We start from the raw sequence: 18,768 nt of genomic DNA on the forward strand, positions 1-18,768 counted from the left end.
AGGCCGCTACGTCAGTTGACGTAGCGCACCTCGAGGATCTCGTATTCCGTCTCGCCACCCGGCGCCTGGACGGTCACGACATCGCCCTCTTCCTTGCCAATCAGCGCGCGCGCAATCGGCGAGGACACCGAGATCATGTTCTGCTTGATGTCGGCCTCGTCCTCGCCCACGATCTTGTAGGTCACCTGGCGCCCGTCTTCGGTCGCCTCGAGCACCACGGTCACACCGAACACGACCTTGCCCGTCTGCGGCAGGGCCGTGACGTCGATGATCTGGGCGTTGGAGAGCTTGCCCTCCAGCTCGCGGATGCGCCCCTCGATAAAGCTCTGCTGCTCGCGCGCGGCGTGGTATTCGGCGTTTTCCTTCAGGTCGCCGTGTTCGCGCGCCTCGGCGATCGCATTCACCACCCGCGGGCGATCCTCGCCTTTCAGCTTCTTCAGCTCCGCCTTCATCTTCTCGGCGCCGGTTACGGTCAGCGGGGTCTTGTTCATGCGCTTTTCCCTCCGAGATTCTCCTGGTGGAGGTCCTGCAGCCGGAACACGTCGTTCGCCCCCAGGTGATCCAGGGCCTGCACCGTGGCACGCGCACCGGCGATGGTCGTGGTATAGCCCACCTTGTGCATCAGCGCCTCGCGCCGAATGGTGTAGGAATCGGAGGTCGACTGCTTGCCCTCCACGGTATTGATAATGAAGCTGATCTCGTCGTTCTTGATCATGTCGACAATATGCGGGCGGCCTTCGGTCACCTTGTTCACGCGCGTGACCGTGATGTCGGCCTCCTCCAGAACCTTCGCCGTACCGCGGGTCGCCAGGACCTCGAAGCCCAGCTCGACCAGGCGCCGGGCGACCTCGGCCACATGCGGCTTGTCGATCTCGCGCACCGACACGAAGGCCTTGCCGGTGGACGGCAACAGGACGCCCGCCCCCAACTGGCTCTTGGCGAAGGCCTCGGCGAAGCTGCGACCGACCCCCATCACCTCGCCGGTGGACTTCATCTCCGGCCCCAGGATCGGGTCCACGCCCTGGAACTTGGCGAACGGGAACACCGATTCTTTCACCGAATAGTAGTCGGGGTAGACGGCATCACCCACGCCCTGCTCGGGCAGGGTCTGCCCGGCCATGCAGCGGGCGGCGATCTTGGCCAGCGGCCGGCCGACGCTCTTGGAGACATATGGCACGGTGCGCGAGGCGCGCGGGTTGACCTCCAGCACGTAGATATCGTCGCCCTTGATCGCGAACTGGGTATTCATCAGGCCGACGACCTTGAGCCCCAGTGCCATCTTGCGCACCTGCTCGACCATCTCGTCCTGCAGCTCCAGGGACAGCGAGAAGGGCGGCAGCGAACAGGCCGAGTCACCCGAATGCACGCCGGCCTGCTCGATGTGTTCCATGATCCCGCCGATGATCACATTCTCGCCGTCCGAGATGGCATCGACATCAACCTCGATCGCGTCATCCAGGAAGCGGTCCAGTAGCACCGGGGCATCATTGGAGACCGACACGGCGTTCTGCATGTAGCTGCGCAGGTCCTCGCGGTCGCGCACGATCTCCATCGCGCGGCCACCGAGCACGTAGGACGGGCGCACCACCAGCGGATAGCCGATCTCGTCGGCCAGCTTCTCGGCCTCTTCCTCGCTGCGCGCGGTGCGGTTCGGCGGCTGCTTGAGTCCCAGCTTGTTCAGCAGCGCCTGGAAGCGCTCGCGGTCCTCGGCCAGGTCGATCGAGTCCGGGCTGGTGCCGATGATCGGCACGCCGGCCGCCTCGAGATCCCGTGCCAGCTTCAGCGGGGTCTGGCCGCCGTACTGCACGATCACGCCGGCCGGCTGTTCGGTCGCGACAACCTCCAGCACGTCCTCCAGGGTCAGCGGTTCGAAGTACAGCCGATCCGAGGTGTCATAGTCGGTGGAGACAGTCTCCGGGTTGCAGTTGACCATGATGGTCTCGTACCCGTCCTCGCGCATCGCGAGCGCGGCATGCACGCAGCAGTAGTCGAACTCGATCCCCTGGCCGATGCGGTTCGGCCCGCCGCCCAGGACCATGATCTTCTGCTTGTCGGTCGGCTCCGCCTCGTTCTCCTCTTCATAGGAGGAGTACATGTACGCGGTGGTGGTCGCGAACTCGGCCGCGCAGGTATCCACCCGCTTGTACACCGGGCGCACGCCCAGGCCGTGACGGTGCTTGCGCACGGCCTTCTCGGTCTCGTTCAGGAGCGTCGCCAGGCGCCGGTCGGAGAAGCCGCGCTGCTTCAGGCGGTACAGCTCCTCGGCCTTGATGTCGCCGAGGATGCGGTCCTTCAGGCCCTTCTCGACATCCACCAGCTCCTGGATCTGGGCCAGGAACCAGGGATCGATCGCGGTCAGGTCGAAGATGTCCTGGATCGAGAAGCCGGCGCGGAAGGCATCGGCCACGTACAGCACCTGATCCGGGCTGGGGTTGGCGAGTTTCGTGCGCAGCTGGTCGACGACATCGTCGGCCGTCAGGTCAATGCGCTCGTCGAGGCCGTCCATGTCGGTCTCCATCGAGCGCAGCGCCTTCTGGAACGACTCCTGGAAGGTGCGGCCGATGGCCATCGCCTCGCCCACCGCCTTCATCTGCGTGGTCAGCCGCGCCTCGGCCTGCGGGAACTTCTCGAAGGTGAAACGCGGGATCTTGGTGACCACGTAGTCGATGGACGGCTCGAACGAGGCCGGGGTCAGCCCGCCGGTGATCTCGTTTTTCAGCTCGTCGAGGGTGTAGCCCACCGCCAGCTTGGCCGCGACCTTGGCGATCGGGAAGCCGGTCGCCTTGGAGGCCAGCGCGGAGGAACGCGACACCCGCGGGTTCATCTCGATCACGATCATGCGCCCGTTCTCCGGGTTGATCGCGAACTGCACGTTGGAGCCGCCGGTCTCCACGCCGATCTTGCGCAGCACCGCCAGCGAGGCGTCGCGCATGATCTGGTATTCCTTGTCGGTCAGGGTCTGCGCCGGGGCCACGGTGATCGAGTCCCCGGTGTGGATGCCCATCGGGTCCAGGTTCTCGATCGAGCAGATGATGATGCAGTTGTCCGCCTTGTCGCGGACCACCTCCATCTCGAACTCCTTCCAGCCCAGCGCCGACTCCTCCAGCAGCACCTGGTTCACGGGCGAGAGGTCGAGCCCGTTCTTGACGATGTACTCGAACTCCTCGCGGTTGTAGGCGATGCCGCCACCCGAGCCGCCCAGGGTGAACGACGGTCGGATGATCACCGGAAAGCCGATCTTCGGCTGGATCTCCTGCGCCTCCTCCCAGGAGTGCGCGAGCATCGCGGTCGGGGTATCCAGACCGATATCGGCCATCGCCGCCTTGAAGTGATCGCGGTCCTCGGCCATGTCGATCGCCGCCTCGTTGGCACCGATCATTTCCACGCCATACTTCTCGAGCACGCCTTCCTTCGACAGGTCCAGCGCGCAGTTCAGCGCGGTCTGCCCGCCCATGGTCGGCAGCACCGCATCCGGGCGCTCCTTCTCGATGATCTTGGCGACCGTCTCCCACTCCACCGGCTCGATGTAGGTGGCATCCGCCATCTCCGGGTCGGTCATGATGGTCGCCGGGTTGGAGTTCACCAGGATCACCCGGTAACCCTCCTCGCGCAGGGCCTTGCAGGCCTGGGCGCCGGAGTAGTCGAACTCGCAGGCCTGACCGATCACGATCGGGCCGGCCCCGAGGATCAGGATGCTCTGGATGTCGGTACGCTTGGGCATGTGACGGCTCTCGCAGGCTGTCGAAATCGGAAATTCGGAGGGGGAGCTTTAGCGACGCGCGGCGCGCATCATCTCGACGAAGTCGTCGAACGCCGGGGACACATCGTGCGGGCCCGGGCTGGCCTCGGGATGTCCCTGCAGGCTGAACGCCGGGCAGTCGGTGCGGGCAATGCCCTGCAGCGTGCCGTCGAACAGCGACCGGTAGGTCGGCGTCAGCGTATCGGGCAGGTTGTCCTCGTCGATCGCAAAGCCGTGGTTCTGCGACGAGATCATCACCCGCCCGCTTTCCTCGTGTCGGATCGGGTGGTTCGCCCCGTGATGGCCGAACTTCATTTTCACGCTCTTGCCGCCGCTGGCGATGCCCAGCAGCTGATGCCCGAGGCAGATGCCGAACAGCGGCAGCTTGCGCTCGCAGATGTCGCGGATCGCCTCGATCGCGTAGGTGCAGGGCTCGGGGTCACCCGGGCCGTTGGACAGGAACACGCCGTCGGGCTTCAGCTCCATCACCTCGTCCACCGGCGTCTCGGCCGGCACCACGGTCACGCGACAGCCACGGTCTGCCAGTTTGCGCAGGATGTTCTGCTTCATGCCGAAGTCGTAGGCCACCACATGAAACTCGGCCTGCTCCGGGTTCACCCGCGCCGGCTCCTCGCCGAGCTGCCAGGTACCCTCCAGCCATTCATAACGGCTGCGCGTGGTGACCTCGCGCGCCAGGTCCATACCCTTGATGCCGGGGAACTCGCGCGCGGCCGCCAGGGCCGCGGCCTCGTCCACATCGCCGGCCTGGATGCAGCCGTTCAGCGCGCCCTTCTCGCGCAGGATACGGGTCAGCTTGCGGGTATCGATCCCGCTGATCGCCACGATGCCGTGACGCAGCAGGTAATCCGGCAGCGACTCGCGCGAACGCCAGTTCGACACCAGCGGCGGCAGGTCGCGAATGATCAGCCCGGCGGCATGGGCGCGTGCGGACTCGTCATCCTCCGGGTTGGTACCGGTGTTGCCGATATGCGGATAGGTCAGCGTGACCATCTGCCGGTGGTAGGAGGGATCCGTCAGGATCTCCTGATAACCGGTCATCGCGGTGTTGAATACCACCTCGCCGACCGTCTGGCCCAGGGCGCCAATCGCCTGACCATGAAACACAGTGCCATCTTCCAGGACGAGCAGAGCGGGCGCGGACACGGGGACCTCCGGATGGTCTGGGTCGAGGCCGCCAGGCCATTTGCCGGCGGCGATACTGCGATTCATTCGGGATCTTTGACCCGACCTCGCCCGCACCGTCTACCGGGGCTGGACCCCGCATTCGGACAACGGTTCGGCGGCTGAGTGACGGGTGCGGTTACGCCTGCAAGTGTACGCGAGCGCCGCGCACGACGTCCAACGAGAATGGCCGCTGCGCCCTCGTGGAACGCCTTCAAATACGGCCCTGTCCGGGAGGATCACATCACAGCACCTCGGGGCCAGACATGCGAAAGGGGCCACCCGGGCCCCCTTGCTGAATCTGGTGGAGAGGGAGGGACTACTCGGCACCGCGTGCCTCGCCCTCCGGGTCGTCGCCTGCGGCGACGTTCGGGTGCCGCGGCGCGTCACCCGTCGAACCCGGCTTTCTCATGTATCGAGGGTTCGAATCCCGATAGCTCCGGGGCCAGACATGCGAAAGGGGCCACTCGGGCCCCCTTGCTTGAATCTGGCGGAGAGGGAGGGATTCGAACCCTCGATACGGGGTTACCGTATACACACTTTCCAGGCGTGCGCCTTCGACCGCTCGGCCACCTCTCCGGTTTGTCCCGCGAAGGCACTGGCCTACGCGAAGCGCGAAAGGGTAAACCAGCGGCGGTCGGTTAGCAATGCGGACACCCGGCACGGGCACCATCAGCCGTCCGAGGGCTTGCCCGGGCCGCGGCTGGGGAGCGACGGGAAGGCGTGGACATTGCCACTGTCCTGGCTGGCGTCCCGGATACGGGGCGTGCCGACGGCCGCGACCTCGTCAATCCGGATCAGCGCATGCATCGGCACATGGAAGCGTTCGACCCCCTCGAACTCGGTGCGCAGGCGCTCCTCGGAGGGATCGACTACCACCTGCGAGCGCTCGCCAAACAGCAGATCCTCGACAGTGACAAAGCCATAGAGTTCGTCCTGATAGACCTCGCGGGCATAGATCTCGTAGACCTTGCCCTGGTTGAGGAAGCTGACGCGGTAACGGGTGGCGGACATATTCATTTGACTCATATTGGGGTAGCAACCGCAGATTGCAACGGGTTGGCGTTGGTCCGGACTGACAATGCCGGTATGATTCGGGCGTTTAACCGTCCAGCGCCTTCGGTACGCCTTCGATGAATCCCTCGCAGGAGCTGCTCGATCTATTGAGCCGCAACAGCCAGCCGTACGAGGACCCGCTCACTCACGTGCGCTGGGACGCGCTGTCGCTGGACGATTTCTGGATCCCGGAGGAGGCTGTCTCGCTCTTCGGCACCCCCGAATACTCGGCGCTGGACGATGCCTGCAAACGGCGCCTGTCGCAATACGAGTTTCTGTACTTCATCAGTGGCGCGCTGTGGCTGGAAGGCCTTTTCATGGAGCGCATCTCGCGCATATCCATGCACTCGGCCGGCCGTCTGGACCGGCTGAATTATCGCCTGCACGAGCTGCGCGAGGAAGCCGGCCACAGCCTGATGTTCATCGAGTTCATGCGCCGCAGCGGGCTGCCCCTGCCGGAACGCCGGTTCCCGAAGCCGAAGCTGGCCACCCTGGTCGGTCGTTTCTCTCCGTTCGAGTCCTCGATCTTCTGGATCGCGGTGATGATCGGCGAAGAGGTCCCGGATCGCATGAACCGACTGATCCGCCAGCACAAGGACTCGATCAGCCCGACGGTGGACGACATCGTGACCCGGCACATGATCGACGAGGCGCGTCACATGGCGCATGCCCGCGACACGCTGGAATCCTATCTGGATACGCTCCCGTCCTGGCAGAAATGGGCCTACCGCCCGCTGATGCGCCGCGTGTTCCGCCAGTTCGTGCATGCGTTCTACTACCCCACCCGCGACATCTACGAACTGGCCGGCCTGCCCGAGGGGCCGGACTATCGCCGCATCGCCCGCGAGAACCCGCGCCGCGCCTCCTTCATCGACACCTGCGTTGACCCCGCGCTCAAGATCCTGCGCGACCAGGGTCTGGTGCTGAACTGGCGCTAGGGAAACACGAACGTGTTTCCCTACCATCCCCGGTGACCACCGGGGCAATTGGGTATGATCCAGTGCCATGGGCACGCATCTGAAACTCCGCCCCCCAAGCAGCACCTGGCGCCAGATCGAACTGGGGCTCTTCATCGTGCTGCTGACGGCCATCGTGCTGCGGGTGTACTACAACCCGCCAGCGGCGCTGGAACAGCTCACCTTCCGTGACGAGTTGCGAGTGGCCCTGGTCGAGCGCCCCCTGGGCCGCTCCGAGCTCGCCGCCACCGCCGGGCGGGACCAACTCGAGCTGGAGCTGCTGTACGGTCTGGCCGAGGAGCTCGACACGCGCCTGCGCGTGACCCGCGTGGACGACGCCGCCACCGCCCATCGCCTTTTGCGCCAACGCCGCATCGACATCGCCGCCGGCCTGCTCGTGCCGCCACACGATCCGTTGATCGAAGCCGGCCCGGAAATCCTGAGCGTGAAGCATGTCGTGGTCTTCTGGAACGAGAACGAACGGGCTACACCGCTGCTGGCGCTGACCGACATACCAGCCGGGGCGCGCGTCGGCATGACCGCACAGGCCCCCGTACCCGAGAGCCTGAGCCAGCCCTTGCTGGCCGAGGTCGGCATGGAACCGGAAACCCCGCCGGGGTTGTCACCGGATCCAGCAACCGAGGCCGAGCCAGCGCCCGAGGGGGGGGCATTCGACCCGAGCGCCTCCCTCCCGGACGGCGACGAAGAAACGGACCAGCCCAATGGCGAACTCATCCCCTACACCAACGCCGAGGCCCTGCGCGAGGCCCTGGAGCGTGGCGAGATCGACTACGCAGTGATGAATTCCCTGGAGTACCGTCGACTGCGGCGCATGCACCCGAACCTGCGTCAGGCACACGAACTGGAACGCAGCGCCGAGGTCCGCTGGCTATTCCCGGCAGGCTTTGATCGTAGCCTGATCGACGCCACCGAGGAGTACATCGCCAGGCTGCGCGACAACCGTGAACTGGAGTTGCTACTCGATCGCTATCTCGGCCATCTGGACACCCACGACCTGGTGGATGCCCTGACCTTCGCGCGCCGCGTCGAGCATCGCCTGGACCAGTTTCGTCCGCTGTTCGAGGAGGCCGGAGAGACCCACGATCTCGATTGGCGTTTCATCGCCGCGGTGGCCTACCAGGAATCCCACTGGAATCCCGATGCAGTTTCCCCCACCGGCGTGCGCGGACTGATGATGCTGACCCAGGTTACCGCCGAGGGGCTGGGCGTCGAGGACCGCACCGATCCGGCCGCGAGCGTCGACGGTGGCACGCGGTACCTGATCGACCTGCGGGAACGGCTGCCGGAATCGATCTCCGAGCCCGACCGCACCTGGATGACGCTGGCTGCCTACAACGTGGGACTGGGTCATCTGCACGATGCCCGGCGCCTGGCGGCCGCCAACGGCGACGACCCGGATCGCTGGCTGGATGTGATGCAATGGCTGCCGCGTCTGGCGCAGTCCGAATGGTACGAGCAGACCCGCTTCGGCTACGCCCGCGGCTGGGAGCCGGTCCACTACGTGCGGAACATCCGCAGCTACTACGACAAGCTGGTGCAGCGCTTCCCGGAATCCGAAGAACTCAAGCCGCCCGCCCCCGAGCTCTACCGCCGAACCCCGCTGGCGCTTTAACGACGTAACAGCGGGCTCACGGCTATAGCCGTCGCCGGATGGCGGTCGCGGGCAATTCCCCTATAATCGCGGGCCGAATTCCCGACCGAAAGGAACCTGGATGAGTCCGTCCACTCGCGCCTCGCTTCGGGCCGCCATTGGCCCGGGGCTGCTGATGGCCGGTGCGGCCGTGGGGGTCTCGCATCTGGTCCAGGCCACCCGGGGCGGCGCGGAGTACGGGCTTCTGCTGATCCCGATCGTGCTACTGGCCTGCCTGTTCAAGTACCCGTTTCTGGAGTTCGGCCCGCGCTATGCAGCCGCCACCGGCCATCACCTGCTGACCGGCTACCACCGGCTGGGCAATTGGGCCCTGAGTCTCTACATCGCGGTGACCGTGGGCACGCTGTTCGCCATCCAGGCGGTAGTCACGCTGACCACTGCCGGGCTGGTCACACTGGTATTCGACCTCGACCTCTCGGTCACGCTGGTCTCGGCGCTGGTCCTCGCTGCCTGCATCACCTTCCTGATGATCGGCGCCTACCGCGGCCTGGACCTGGGCATGAAGATCATCATGGCCGCGCTGAGCGTATCCACCGTGGCCGCAGTCGCGCTGGCCTTTCGCGAGGCCCCGGACCTCGCCACCCTGTCCGGTGCCCAGGAGTGGTCGAACCTCTGGACCCTGGCCGGCTTCGCCTTCATCCTCGCGCTTCTGGGCTGGATGCCCATCCCGCTGGACGTGGCCGCCTGGCACTCGATCTGGACCCAGGAACGCGCCCGCCAGACCGGCCACGCGCCGACCGTGCGCGAGGCCATCTTCGACTTCCGCCTGGGGTATCTCGGGGCCGTAGTCATTGCCGTCGCATTCATGCTGCTGGGCGCGGTCCTGATGTACGGCAGCGGCATTGGCTTTGCCGCCGGGGCCGCCGCGTTCTCGGCCCAGCTGGTAGACCTGTACGCCCAGAGCCTGGGCGAATGGAGCCGCACCCTGATCGCAGTGGCGGCCCTGACCACGATGTTCTCGACGACACTGGCCGTCACCGATGCCTACCCCCGCGTGATCGTGGCGATCATCCGCACCCTGCGCGAGGACGGCCACGCGCCGCAGACTATGGACCCGTCGCGCAAGGGCGAGCGCGGACTCGACTGGTGGGGCTATCGCATTGCGCTGCTGGCCGTGGCCAGCGGTGCGTTGCTGCTGATCTCGCAGGCCGGGGAGCACTTCACGCGGCTGGTGGATATCGCGACGCTGCTGTCCTTCCTCTCCGCACCGATACTCGCGTGGATCACCTTCAAGGTGGTCATGTCGCCGGACATGCCGGAGGCGGCCCGCCCGGGGCGTGGCCTGCGCGGTCTGGCCTGGGCCGGCATCGCGTTCAGCCTGATCTTTTCGCTGCTGTATATCCTCTGGCGTCTGTTCGGCTGACCTCGCGCCTCAATCCCTGGTGCCCTCGCCACGGGCATGCAGGCAGAAACGCGCCAGGATCGCGACATCGTGATCGGCCTGCCCGGCCGCCAGCGCCTTGTCTACCGCGTGGCGCACCGGCTCCAGGCCGTCCAGGCTGAGGCCCACCTGCTCGCCCAGACCGGCCACGATGCCCAGATCCTTGTGGTAGAGCCCAGCCTGAAAGCCGGGCTCGAAGTCACCGTCCAGTAGGCGCTGGCCGTGCACCTCGAGGATACGCGAAGCGGCAAACCCACCCATCAGCGCCTCGCGCAGCCGCGCCGGATCGACCCCGGTCTGCTCCGCCAGCGCGAAGGCCTCGCCAATGGCGACCAGGGTCTCGCCCACCACCAGCTGGTTGCAGGCCTTGGTGATCTGACCGGCCCCGCTGGCCCCGACATGCGTCAGCGTCGAACCCACGATGTCGAAGATCGGCCGCAGCCGATCGACCGCCTCCTCCGGGCCACCAACCATCAGGCTGAGCGTGCCGCTGCGGGCCCCCGGCTCGCCGCCGGACACGGGCGCATCCACAAACACCACCTCCCGTTCTGCCGCGGCCTGCGCAATCGCGCGGGTGCGGATCGGGTCGATCGTGCTGTGGTCGACCACCAGCAGCCCCGGGCGGGCGTGCTCGAGCACCCCATCCGGGCCCAGCATCAGCTGCTCCACATCCGGGGTGTCAGAGACGTTCAGTACCAGCACGCGCACGCTGGAGACCAGTTCCGCCAGACTGGAGGCGGCCCCGGCACCCTCGGCTACCAGGGACTCCGCCGCCTCCGCCCGACGCGCCCAGACCCGGATATCCGCCCCGGCACGCAGCAGATTGCGGGTCATGGGGGCCCCCATGATGCCCAGGCCCACGCAGCCGATCGGCTGCAGTGCTTCGGGGAGGCTGGATGCAGTGGTCATGGCGAGGACTCCTGGCGAGGGACGGCCATCGAATGGACGTCCAGTGGATTCGAAAGCCCCACACTCTAGCAACCTACACAACCGGAGGGTGGAGACCGCGAGGCATCGGCGAACACCCCCTGGTCGACTGACTTCTGGCGTTTGTTCACGTCATGACCGTCAGTTTTGGCGGCCCGCTGGTCCGGCTGACGGATTTCTCCGAAGTAAACGTCATGGGTCTGGCGAACTCTCGCCGAAGCCCCGCCCGGCTCGCCCTGACCGCAGGCCGCCTCGTCCTACCCGCCCTGCCCACCCAGTCACCGCGACAGCCCTGAACCCAATCCCCCGCCCATGGCTTCACTGAGACCTCCGAACGGTTTTTTATTATTTAATTATTTACCGTATTTCATGATGCGATTATCTTTAATTAGATCGGAATAATTACCCCGCGTTCCCGTCCTACCCACAACTGGATTCAAAAAGCCACGGAAGCAAAACGGTCCAGTGTGCTTCTTGGAAGCTCGGCATACGCCACACCGAATATGTAAAAGAACGAGAATACCGCAAGGAGCCCACCAATGAAGAAAGCTTTTATCCTGCCTCTGGCCCTGACCGCCGCCGCCATGCTCACCCTTCCCGGCGCCGCCATGGCCGACTACGGCGAACAAAAAGTCGTCTATCACGTGAACTACAACGACATGGACCGCCACATGGCCGCCATGGGCAACATCCAGAACCACATCAATGCCGTGGGCGCGGAAAACATGGAGATCCGAGTGGTCATGCATGGCCCGGGCCTGCACCTGCTGCGCAACGCCAAGGAGAGCGAAGACCTGGCCGCCCGCATCGAAGAACTGAAGATGCAAGACGTTGATTTCAATATCTGCAATGTCACCGTCACCCGGGGCAACGTGGACATCTCGGAAGAGCTTTTCGATGCCACCGAAGACGACCTGGTACCTAGCGGAGTCGGCGAGATCGGCCACCTTCAGACGCAGGGCTTCGTTTACCTGCGCCCGTAAGTACCACATTTCCTCCAAGCCACCGAGTGTTCTCCCGGTGGCCCTTTGGGCTCGGCCTTGGCCGGGCCTTTTTCTTGAGCGGAACCAGGTTTCCAGAAGGAAATACACAACCAAAATTCCAGTCTTTATTTGAATATATAAATACCCGCAAAAATCAGCCGGACCAGCCGGAATAAGCACCCCGTTAACGCGTCATATCAAAGCCGGACAAAGCAGCCCCAAAGGGAAGCACCGGCTGCAAAATAAAAGGAAAATCCCAACCGGGACCTTGAACGAGGAAAACGCGTCATGAAGCACCTGCATATTATCGCCCTGGCTCTGGTCTCCTTCCTGCTGATCGCCCCGGCGACCGCGCTGGCGGAATACGGCGAACAGAAGGTGGTCTACCACGTGAACTACAACGACATGGACCGCCACATGGCCGCCATGGGCAACATCCAGAACCACATCAATGCCGTGGGCGCCGACAAGATGGACATCCGCGTGGTCATGCATGGTCCGGGCCTGGGCCTTCTGCGCAATGCCAAGGAGAGCGAGGACCTGGCCGGCCGCATCGACGAACTGAAGCTGCAGGGTGTTGATTTCAACATCTGCAACGTCACCGTCACCCGCGGCAATATCAGCATCGCCGACGAGCTCTACGATGCCTCCGAGGACGACATCGTCCCCAGCGGTGTGGCCGAGATCGCCCATCTGCAGCAGCAGGGCTTCGTCTACCTGCGCCCGTAAAGCGACACCTGCCATCACACGCACGTTTGTCGTCTGAAGGCCCGGCAGCTGCCGGGCCTTTTTTGTGCCCGCGCCAGAGCCCTGGAACACGCGCGAATCATATTGGGCTATCCGCGGCAAACCGGTAAGGTATGCACTCCTTTCTTCCGCGAACCGCCTGCTTGCCCGCAATCCGCATCCAGTCCCTGTACAAACGATACGACGGCGTAGCCGTTGTCGATGGCGTGAACCTGGAGATCCCGCGCGGCGAGTTCTTCGGGCTGCTTGGGCCCAACGGCGCGGGCAAGACGACGACCCTGCGCATGCTGCTGGGGATGACCCCGATCGACGGCGGTCAGGTCGAAGTACTGGGCCTTCCGATGCCGGAAGGCGAGCGCGAGGTGCGCAAGCGCCTGGGCATCGTGCCGCAGTTCGACACGCTGGACCCGGACTTCACCGTGATCGAGAACATGCGAACCTATGCCGCGTATTTCGGTCTCTCCGGCGCAACGGTCCAGGCGCGCATCGATCACCTGCTGGAGCAGGTCAACCTTAACGACAAGCGCGGCGCGCGCATCAATGCCCTGTCCGGCGGCATGAAGCGCCGGCTGACCCTCGCACGCGCCCTGATCAACGAACCCGAGGTCGTGGTGCTGGACGAGCCGACCACCGGGCTGGACCCACAGGCGCGCCACCACCTCTGGCGCCAGCTCCGGCAGCTGCGCGCCTCCGGCGTCACGCTGGTGCTGACCACGCATTACATGGAGGAGGCCCAGGAGCTGTGCGATCGCATCGCGATCATCGACCACGGCCGCATCATTGCCTGTGACCGACCCAGCCGCCTGATCGCCGAGCACATCGAACCCTGGGTGGTCACGGTCGGCGGGCCCGATGCCGGCACCGCGATCGAGCAGGAGATCGGCCCCCGGGATCGCGCCCATCAGGTCGCGGATACCTGGCTGGTCTACACGGCCGAACCGGACCGGCTGCGCGAACGCCTGCGCGCCCGGGGCCTCGAACCGACCCTGCGCGAGGCGGACCTGGAAGACGTGTTCCTGAAACTCACCGGCCACGAGCTGCGCGACTGATGTCCGACCCAACCTCGACCTGGCTCCCCCGGCCCAGCCTGCGCTTCGTCGCGGTCTGGCGCCGCAACCTTCTGGTCTGGCGCAAGCTCCTGGTGCCGTCGATGCTCGGCAACTTCGGCGAACCCATCCTCTACCTGCTCGCATTTGGCTACGGCTTCGGCCGCCTGGTGGGTGACCTCGACGGCATGAGCTACATGGTGTTCATCGCCTCCGGGATCATCTGCTCCTCGGCGATGTTCACCGCCAGCTTTGAGGGCATGTATTCCGCCTACACGCGCATGGCGGAGCAGAACACCTGGCTCGGGATGCTGGCCACACCGCTGACGCTGGACGACATCGTTTTCGCCGAGGCGATATGGGCCGCGAGCAAGGGCCTGATCAGTGCCACCACCATCCTCGTCGTCGCCGCAGTCCTGGGGCTGGTGAGCGACGCTCGCGCCCTGCTCGCCCTGCCGGTGATCTTCCTCGCCGCGTTCACCTTCGGCGCGCTCGCCCTGGTCATCACCGCGCTGGCGCGCAGCTACGACTTCTTCCTGTACTACTTCACCCTGGCGGTGACCCCGATGCTCCTGCTCTCCGGGGTGTTCTTCCCGCTACAGGAGCTGCCCAACTGGGTGCAGACCCTGGCGCTGGCCCTGCCGCTGGCGCACGTGGTCGAGATCGTGCGTCCGCTGATGACCGGCAGCTGGCCCGCCAGCGTCTGGCCGCACCTGGCGGTGATCACGGGCTACGGCGCGGCGGCTATCATCCTGGCGACCGCGCTGATCCGACGCCGCCTGCTGCGCTGACCCCAACGGCGGCTGTGGCAAGATAGGCCCCCGTCCCAGGAAGACACCGCATGGCCACGCCCGAGAACGATCCCAGTACCCCGCAGGAATACCGCGCCACCGTCGCCCGCGGGCTCGGCCCCCTGCTGGCCGAGGAACTGGTTACCCTCGGCGCCGCCGACGTGCGCGAGGAGGGCGGCGCGGTGCACTTCTCGGCCGATCTCGAGACGCTGTACCGCGTACTGCTGGGCAGCCGCATCGCCAGCCGTATCCTGCTGCCACTGGCGCGCTTCGAGCAGCCGGACGGGGATGGCTGCTACACCGCCGCCCGCGCGATCGACTGGCCCGCGCTGCTGGACCCCGGTGCGACCTTCGCGGTCGAGGTCGGCGGCAAGAGCCGCCACATCCGCCATACCCACTTCGCCGGGGTACGCATCAAGGACGCGGTGGCCGACGCCTTCCGCGAGGCAACCGGCGCCCGCCCGGACGTGGACCCGAAACACCCGGACGTCCGCATCCTGCTGCAGCTGCAGGGGGATCACGCCCGGCTGTCCGTGGATATCGGCAATGGCGGCCTGCACCGGCGCGGCTATCGCGGCGCCGGAGGGGCGGCCCCGCTGCGCGAGAACCTCGCCGCGGCCCTGCTCGCCCGTGCCGGCTGGCCCGCACGCGTCGAGGACGACCCGGAACAGGCGCAGCTGCTGGACCCGTTCTGCGGCAGCGGCACCCTGGTGATCGAGGCCGCCCTGATCGCCACGCACACCGCTCCCGGGCTGCTGCGCCAGGACTTCCGTCCGCAGGGCTGGGCCGGGCACGACGCCGCCCTGTGGCAGCGCTGTGTGGATACGGCCCAGGCGGCGGTCCGCCCCTGGCAGGGCCCGACGCTGCTGGGGTCGGATCGCGACCCGCGCGCGGTGCAGGCCGCGCGCCAGGCGGCCCGCACAGCCGGAGTCGCCGCCTGCACCCGCTTCGAGGTCGCCGACGTGCTGACCCTCACGCCCCCCGCACCGAACGGGCTGCTGATCAGCAACCCGCCCTACGGCGAACGCATCGGCGACCAGCCCGAACTGATCAAGCTCTACAGCCTGCTGGGCGAGCACCTCAAACAGGCCTTTGGCGGCTGGCAGGTGGCCCTGCTGGTCGCGGACACCACCGACTCCCGCCGCCTCGGGCTGCGCGCCACGCGCAAGTACCGCGTACACAACGGCCCGATCGACTGCCAGCTGCTGGAGTTCGACATCCATGCCCGCGAGGGACAGGCCGAGGCGGCACCCCCGGCACCCGAGTTCGCCAACCGCCTGCGCAAGAACCTGAAGCACCTGGATCGCTGGGCCCGGCGCCAGGGCGTGACCTGCTACCGCATCTACAGCGCCGACCTGGACGAGTACCCGCTGCTGATCGATCGCTACCAGGCGACCGACGGCTCCGTGCACCTGCACCTGCAGGAGTTCGCCGCCCCGGCATCGGTCGAACCCGCGCGTGCCGAGGCGCGCCTGCGCGGGGCGCTGGCCGCGACTCTGGAGGTCACCGGCGTCGCGCCCGCCCACCTGCACTACAAGCAGCGGCGCGCCCAGAAAGGCCGCTCGCAGTACCAGCGCGCCGAGACCGCCCAACCCGCCCCCTTCTGGGTCGAGGAACACGGCTGCCGGCTGAAGGTGGAGCTGGATGCCTATCTGGACAGCGGGCTGTTCCTGGACCACCGCCCGATGCGGCGCCGTCTGCAGGAAGAATGCAGGGGCCTTCGGTTGCTGAACCTGTTCTGTTACACCGCGGCGGTCAGTGCCCATGCCGCCATGGGGGGTGCCCGCCAGACCGTCTCGGTGGACCTGTCCAACACCTATCTCGACTGGGCCGCCGACAACCTCGCGGCCAACGGCTTCGAGGCCAGCGTGCGCGATGGGCGCAGTCGGCGGCGCCCCGACACCCATGCGCTGCTGCGTGCCGACTGCATCACCTGGGTACGGGAGGCCGCAGACGACCCGGCGCTGCGCTTCGAACGGATCTTCCTCGATCCCCCGACCTTCTCGAACTCGAAACGCACCGAGGCGGACTTCGAGGTGCAACGCGACCATGTCGAACTGATCCGGGACGCCGCGCGCCTGCTGACCGAGGGCGGCATCCTGTACTTCTCGACCAACCGCCGCCGCTTCGAACTCGACACTGAGTCCCTCGCGGGCCTGGAAGTCCGCGAGATCACTCGCGAGACGCTGGACGAGGATTTCCGCCGCCCACCCCCACCCCATCGCTGCTGGGCCATCTCGCACGCCGCGGACTGACCCACCACGAGACCCGGCATCGCCACCGGCCATGCAAGGGCGACGGACAGGCTCGCGAAGCGCACACGGCTTGCCGCGCTGCACAGAGACCACCACAAAAAAGGCGCCCCGTGGGGCGCCTGGAAGTACGGCTCCTGACAACGGAGCTCTCCTGCACAGCCTTAATCACCGTAACCGTAGTTCTCCACCAGGAAATCCACGATGTCGTCACGCTGCTCATCGGTGAGCCAGGTCATGCCGTAGTCTTCCATGTCGTCCATGACCCAGTTCCAGTCAGCACGATTCAGGTTCTGGTTGGTCGCCTGACGGATGCCGTGGCAGGCCGCACAGGTCTGTTCAAACAATTCCTTGGTCGCCGAGACCTCTTCGGCCTTCTCTTCCTGGGCTTGTTGTTCTTCCTCGGGAATGGCCTCCTCGGCAACAACGGGCGAAGCCAGGGCCGCACACGCCAACCCCAGTAGCGACAGCATTACAAAACGCTTCATGCGTACTCCGTTCTGCTCAAGAGAAACCCGGGGAAATGATGCCCCGGGTATGGAGGTTTGTCACGCAGCGACCGTGACCGGGATCTTGTGGACGATGTTGCCGTCGTAGCCACGCGGGTTCCACGGCTGAACGATGGGCTGAGTATTGCCCTTGTCGTCCACCGCGCGGGCCCAGATCTCGTAGTAGCCGCGATTCTCGAAGGACAGCTCCTTCTCAAAGTGCACCCAGGCGTACTTGTTGACCGGGTCGCCCTTGAGATCGGCCTTCTCCCAGTTGAGACCAAAGTCGGTGGAGATCCAGACTTCCGCGACCTCGTCCTCGCCCGCCCAGGCATGGCCGGTGACCTTGACGGTCTCGCCACGCTCCAGACCGGTGTCCTTCTTCGGACCGGTGATCACGGACTTGATCAGCCACGGGCCGCCGACCTTCATGTCCTCTTCCGGCGGGCGCTCGCCCGGGGCCACCGGATACTTGGGCATGCGGTAGGAGTAGCCAGTCATGCCGCGGCCGTCGTGTTCCTGATCGCGCAGCGTGATCTTGTTCAGCCACTTGTGCGAGCAGGAGCCGTACCAGCCCGGCACCACCAGACGCACGGGGAAGCCGTGGGTCGCAGGGATGTCCTCTCCGTTCATCGCATAGGCCACGATGGTGTGCTCTTCCATCGCCTTGTCGATCGGCACGCCACGGGAGAACGGACCGCGGTCACCGAGGATCGGCTCGTAGCCCTCGTGCGCGGTGTAGACGGCGCTGTCCTTCACGCCGGCCCGCTCGAGGATGTCCTTCAGCGGCACGCCGGTCCACTTGGCGTTACCCACCGCACCGCGGTCCCAGGGGTTGCCGCGCGGCTGCGGGTCGAAGTTCGCACGGCCGTTGCCGCCACACTCGATGTGCAGGACCAGGTCCTTGCTGTCCATGCTCTTCAGGTCGTCGAGACCGATCTCCAGCTCTTCATGCACCTCGCCGTCGATCTTCAGCGACCAGCCATTCGGGTCGCGATCCAGCGCCTGCTGCGGGATCAGGTCGTTGTTGCGGATGAAATGACGGCTGGCCGGGGTAACCTCGTCTTCCAGCAGGTGCGGCGGGGTTTCGACGTTCAACGGGCGATCGTTATGGACGATCAGGCCATCCTCCTTGCCGGCGTCGGACATCGCGGACTTCGCCTGCTCGTCCTCGAGGCCATTCGCTTCGTCCGCCCAGGCAGCCGGGATCAGGCCACGCCCGAACAGGCCGCGCATCGCGGCGTCGGTGCCGGCACCAAAGCCGAACAGCGTCAGGGCAGCGCCGCCCACGCCCATGCGGCCCATGAAACGACGCCGGGAGACGGCTTCGTCAAAGATCTCGAGGGTCTGCGGGTCCGCCCCGGCGTCTTCCGTTACGCCTCGCAGGCGATCCCAGAATTGGTTTTCTTGTTTCCTGGTCATATGCTCCTCCGTCACACGGATCCTTGCGGTCAAGATCCCCCTCAACAAGGCCTTGTCGATTCAGGGATCCCTGAATCATTTAGATCAGGTTCAAATGAATTTCAAAGTTTTTCCAAGGAATTTTGG

General features: G+C 65.8%; 15 protein-coding genes and 1 tRNA gene. 8 read left to right on the top strand and 8 right to left on the bottom strand.

Going from position 1 to position 18,768, the window contains the following annotated elements:
* Positions 1 to 11: 11 nt before the first annotated feature.
* The 5 genes from greA to G015_RS0105310 form a co-directional block, all read right to left on the bottom strand.
* Positions 12 to 491: a transcription elongation factor GreA gene (greA, locus tag G015_RS0105290; RefSeq protein WP_012982113.1), complete on the bottom strand. Its 480-nt coding sequence runs from the start codon at positions 489 to 491 to the stop codon at positions 12 to 14.
* On the bottom strand, positions 488 to 3,721 hold the full coding sequence (gene carB, locus G015_RS0105295) for a carbamoyl-phosphate synthase large subunit (RefSeq protein WP_020146267.1): 3,234 nt from the start codon (positions 3,719 to 3,721) through the stop codon (positions 488 to 490). Before carB ends, greA begins: the two co-directional genes overlap by 4 nt.
* Before the next feature lie 48 nt (positions 3,722 to 3,769).
* Positions 3,770 to 4,903 (bottom strand): glutamine-hydrolyzing carbamoyl-phosphate synthase small subunit, encoded by a 1,134-nt coding sequence (gene carA / locus G015_RS0105300; protein WP_028490889.1) that lies wholly within the window; start codon positions 4,901 to 4,903, stop codon positions 3,770 to 3,772.
* Positions 4,904 to 5,409: 506 nt separating this feature from the next.
* A tRNA-Ser gene (locus tag G015_RS0105305) sits at positions 5,410 to 5,500 on the bottom strand.
* 93 nt (positions 5,501 to 5,593) lie between these two features.
* On the bottom strand, positions 5,594 to 5,935 hold the full coding sequence (locus G015_RS0105310) for a DUF1820 family protein (protein ID WP_018138288.1): 342 nt from the start codon (positions 5,933 to 5,935) through the stop codon (positions 5,594 to 5,596).
* 119 nt (positions 5,936 to 6,054) lie between these two features.
* On the opposite strand from G015_RS0105310, the gene G015_RS0105315 reads away from it, so the two are divergent.
* From G015_RS0105315 to G015_RS0105325, 3 genes are all read left to right on the top strand, one after another.
* Entirely contained in the window at positions 6,055 to 6,915 is an 861-nt protein-coding gene (locus G015_RS0105315) for a diiron oxygenase (protein WP_018174730.1), read from the top strand.
* A 67-nt stretch (positions 6,916 to 6,982) separates the two neighbouring features.
* Complete coding sequence (gene mltF / locus G015_RS0105320) at positions 6,983 to 8,566, top strand: membrane-bound lytic murein transglycosylase MltF (RefSeq protein ID WP_020146269.1); 1,584 nt, start codon at positions 6,983 to 6,985, stop codon at positions 8,564 to 8,566.
* A 100-nt stretch (positions 8,567 to 8,666) separates the two neighbouring features.
* The gene (locus G015_RS0105325; RefSeq protein WP_020146270.1) at positions 8,667 to 9,968 is read left to right on the top strand and encodes an NRAMP family divalent metal transporter; all 1,302 of its coding nucleotides are present in this window, start codon (positions 8,667 to 8,669) and stop codon (positions 9,966 to 9,968) included.
* Between the two features lie 9 nt (positions 9,969 to 9,977).
* Here G015_RS0105325 and G015_RS0105330 read toward each other — a convergent pair whose 3' ends face one another.
* A complete protein-coding gene (locus G015_RS0105330) occupies positions 9,978 to 10,895 on the bottom strand; it encodes an NAD(P)-dependent oxidoreductase (RefSeq protein WP_018138292.1) in 918 nt (305 codons plus the stop codon).
* A gap of 557 nt (positions 10,896 to 11,452) precedes the next feature.
* On the opposite strand from G015_RS0105330, the gene G015_RS0105335 reads away from it, so the two are divergent.
* The 5 genes from G015_RS0105335 (at position 11,453) to rlmKL (ending at position 16,735) form a co-directional block, all read left to right on the top strand.
* Positions 11,453 to 11,896: a DsrE family protein gene (locus G015_RS0105335; protein WP_018649013.1), complete on the top strand. Its 444-nt coding sequence runs from the start codon at positions 11,453 to 11,455 to the stop codon at positions 11,894 to 11,896.
* 288 nt (positions 11,897 to 12,184) lie between these two features.
* Entirely contained in the window at positions 12,185 to 12,625 is a 441-nt protein-coding gene (locus G015_RS0105340) for a DsrE family protein (protein WP_018649014.1), read from the top strand.
* 161 nt (positions 12,626 to 12,786) lie between these two features.
* Positions 12,787 to 13,692 carry an ABC transporter ATP-binding protein gene (locus G015_RS0105345; protein WP_018174726.1) on the top strand — a complete coding sequence of 302 codons (906 nt, stop codon included), beginning with the start codon at positions 12,787 to 12,789 and terminating at the stop codon, positions 13,690 to 13,692.
* On the top strand, positions 13,692 to 14,480 hold the full coding sequence (locus G015_RS0105350; RefSeq protein ID WP_018138295.1) for an ABC transporter permease: 789 nt from the start codon (positions 13,692 to 13,694) through the stop codon (positions 14,478 to 14,480). Before G015_RS0105345 ends, G015_RS0105350 begins: the two co-directional genes overlap by 1 nt.
* A gap of 50 nt (positions 14,481 to 14,530) precedes the next feature.
* The gene (gene rlmKL, locus G015_RS0105355) at positions 14,531 to 16,735 is read left to right on the top strand and encodes a bifunctional 23S rRNA (guanine(2069)-N(7))-methyltransferase RlmK/23S rRNA (guanine(2445)-N(2))-methyltransferase RlmL (protein WP_020146271.1); all 2,205 of its coding nucleotides are present in this window, start codon (positions 14,531 to 14,533) and stop codon (positions 16,733 to 16,735) included.
* 161 nt (positions 16,736 to 16,896) lie between these two features.
* On the opposite strand, the gene G015_RS0105360 is transcribed toward rlmKL, so the two are convergent.
* Together G015_RS0105360 and G015_RS0105365 are read right to left on the bottom strand one after the other, a co-directional pair.
* Positions 16,897 to 17,220: a cytochrome c gene (locus tag G015_RS0105360; RefSeq protein ID WP_018138297.1), complete on the bottom strand. Its 324-nt coding sequence runs from the start codon at positions 17,218 to 17,220 to the stop codon at positions 16,897 to 16,899.
* A 60-nt stretch (positions 17,221 to 17,280) separates the two neighbouring features.
* On the bottom strand, positions 17,281 to 18,642 hold the full coding sequence (locus tag G015_RS0105365) for a sulfite oxidase (protein ID WP_018138298.1): 1,362 nt from the start codon (positions 18,640 to 18,642) through the stop codon (positions 17,281 to 17,283).
* Between the last annotated feature and the right edge of the window lie 126 nt (positions 18,643 to 18,768).

It is taken from the genome of Thioalkalivibrio sp. ALJ15, assembly GCF_000383695.1.
Classification (GTDB): domain Bacteria; phylum Pseudomonadota; class Gammaproteobacteria; order Ectothiorhodospirales; family Ectothiorhodospiraceae; genus Thioalkalivibrio.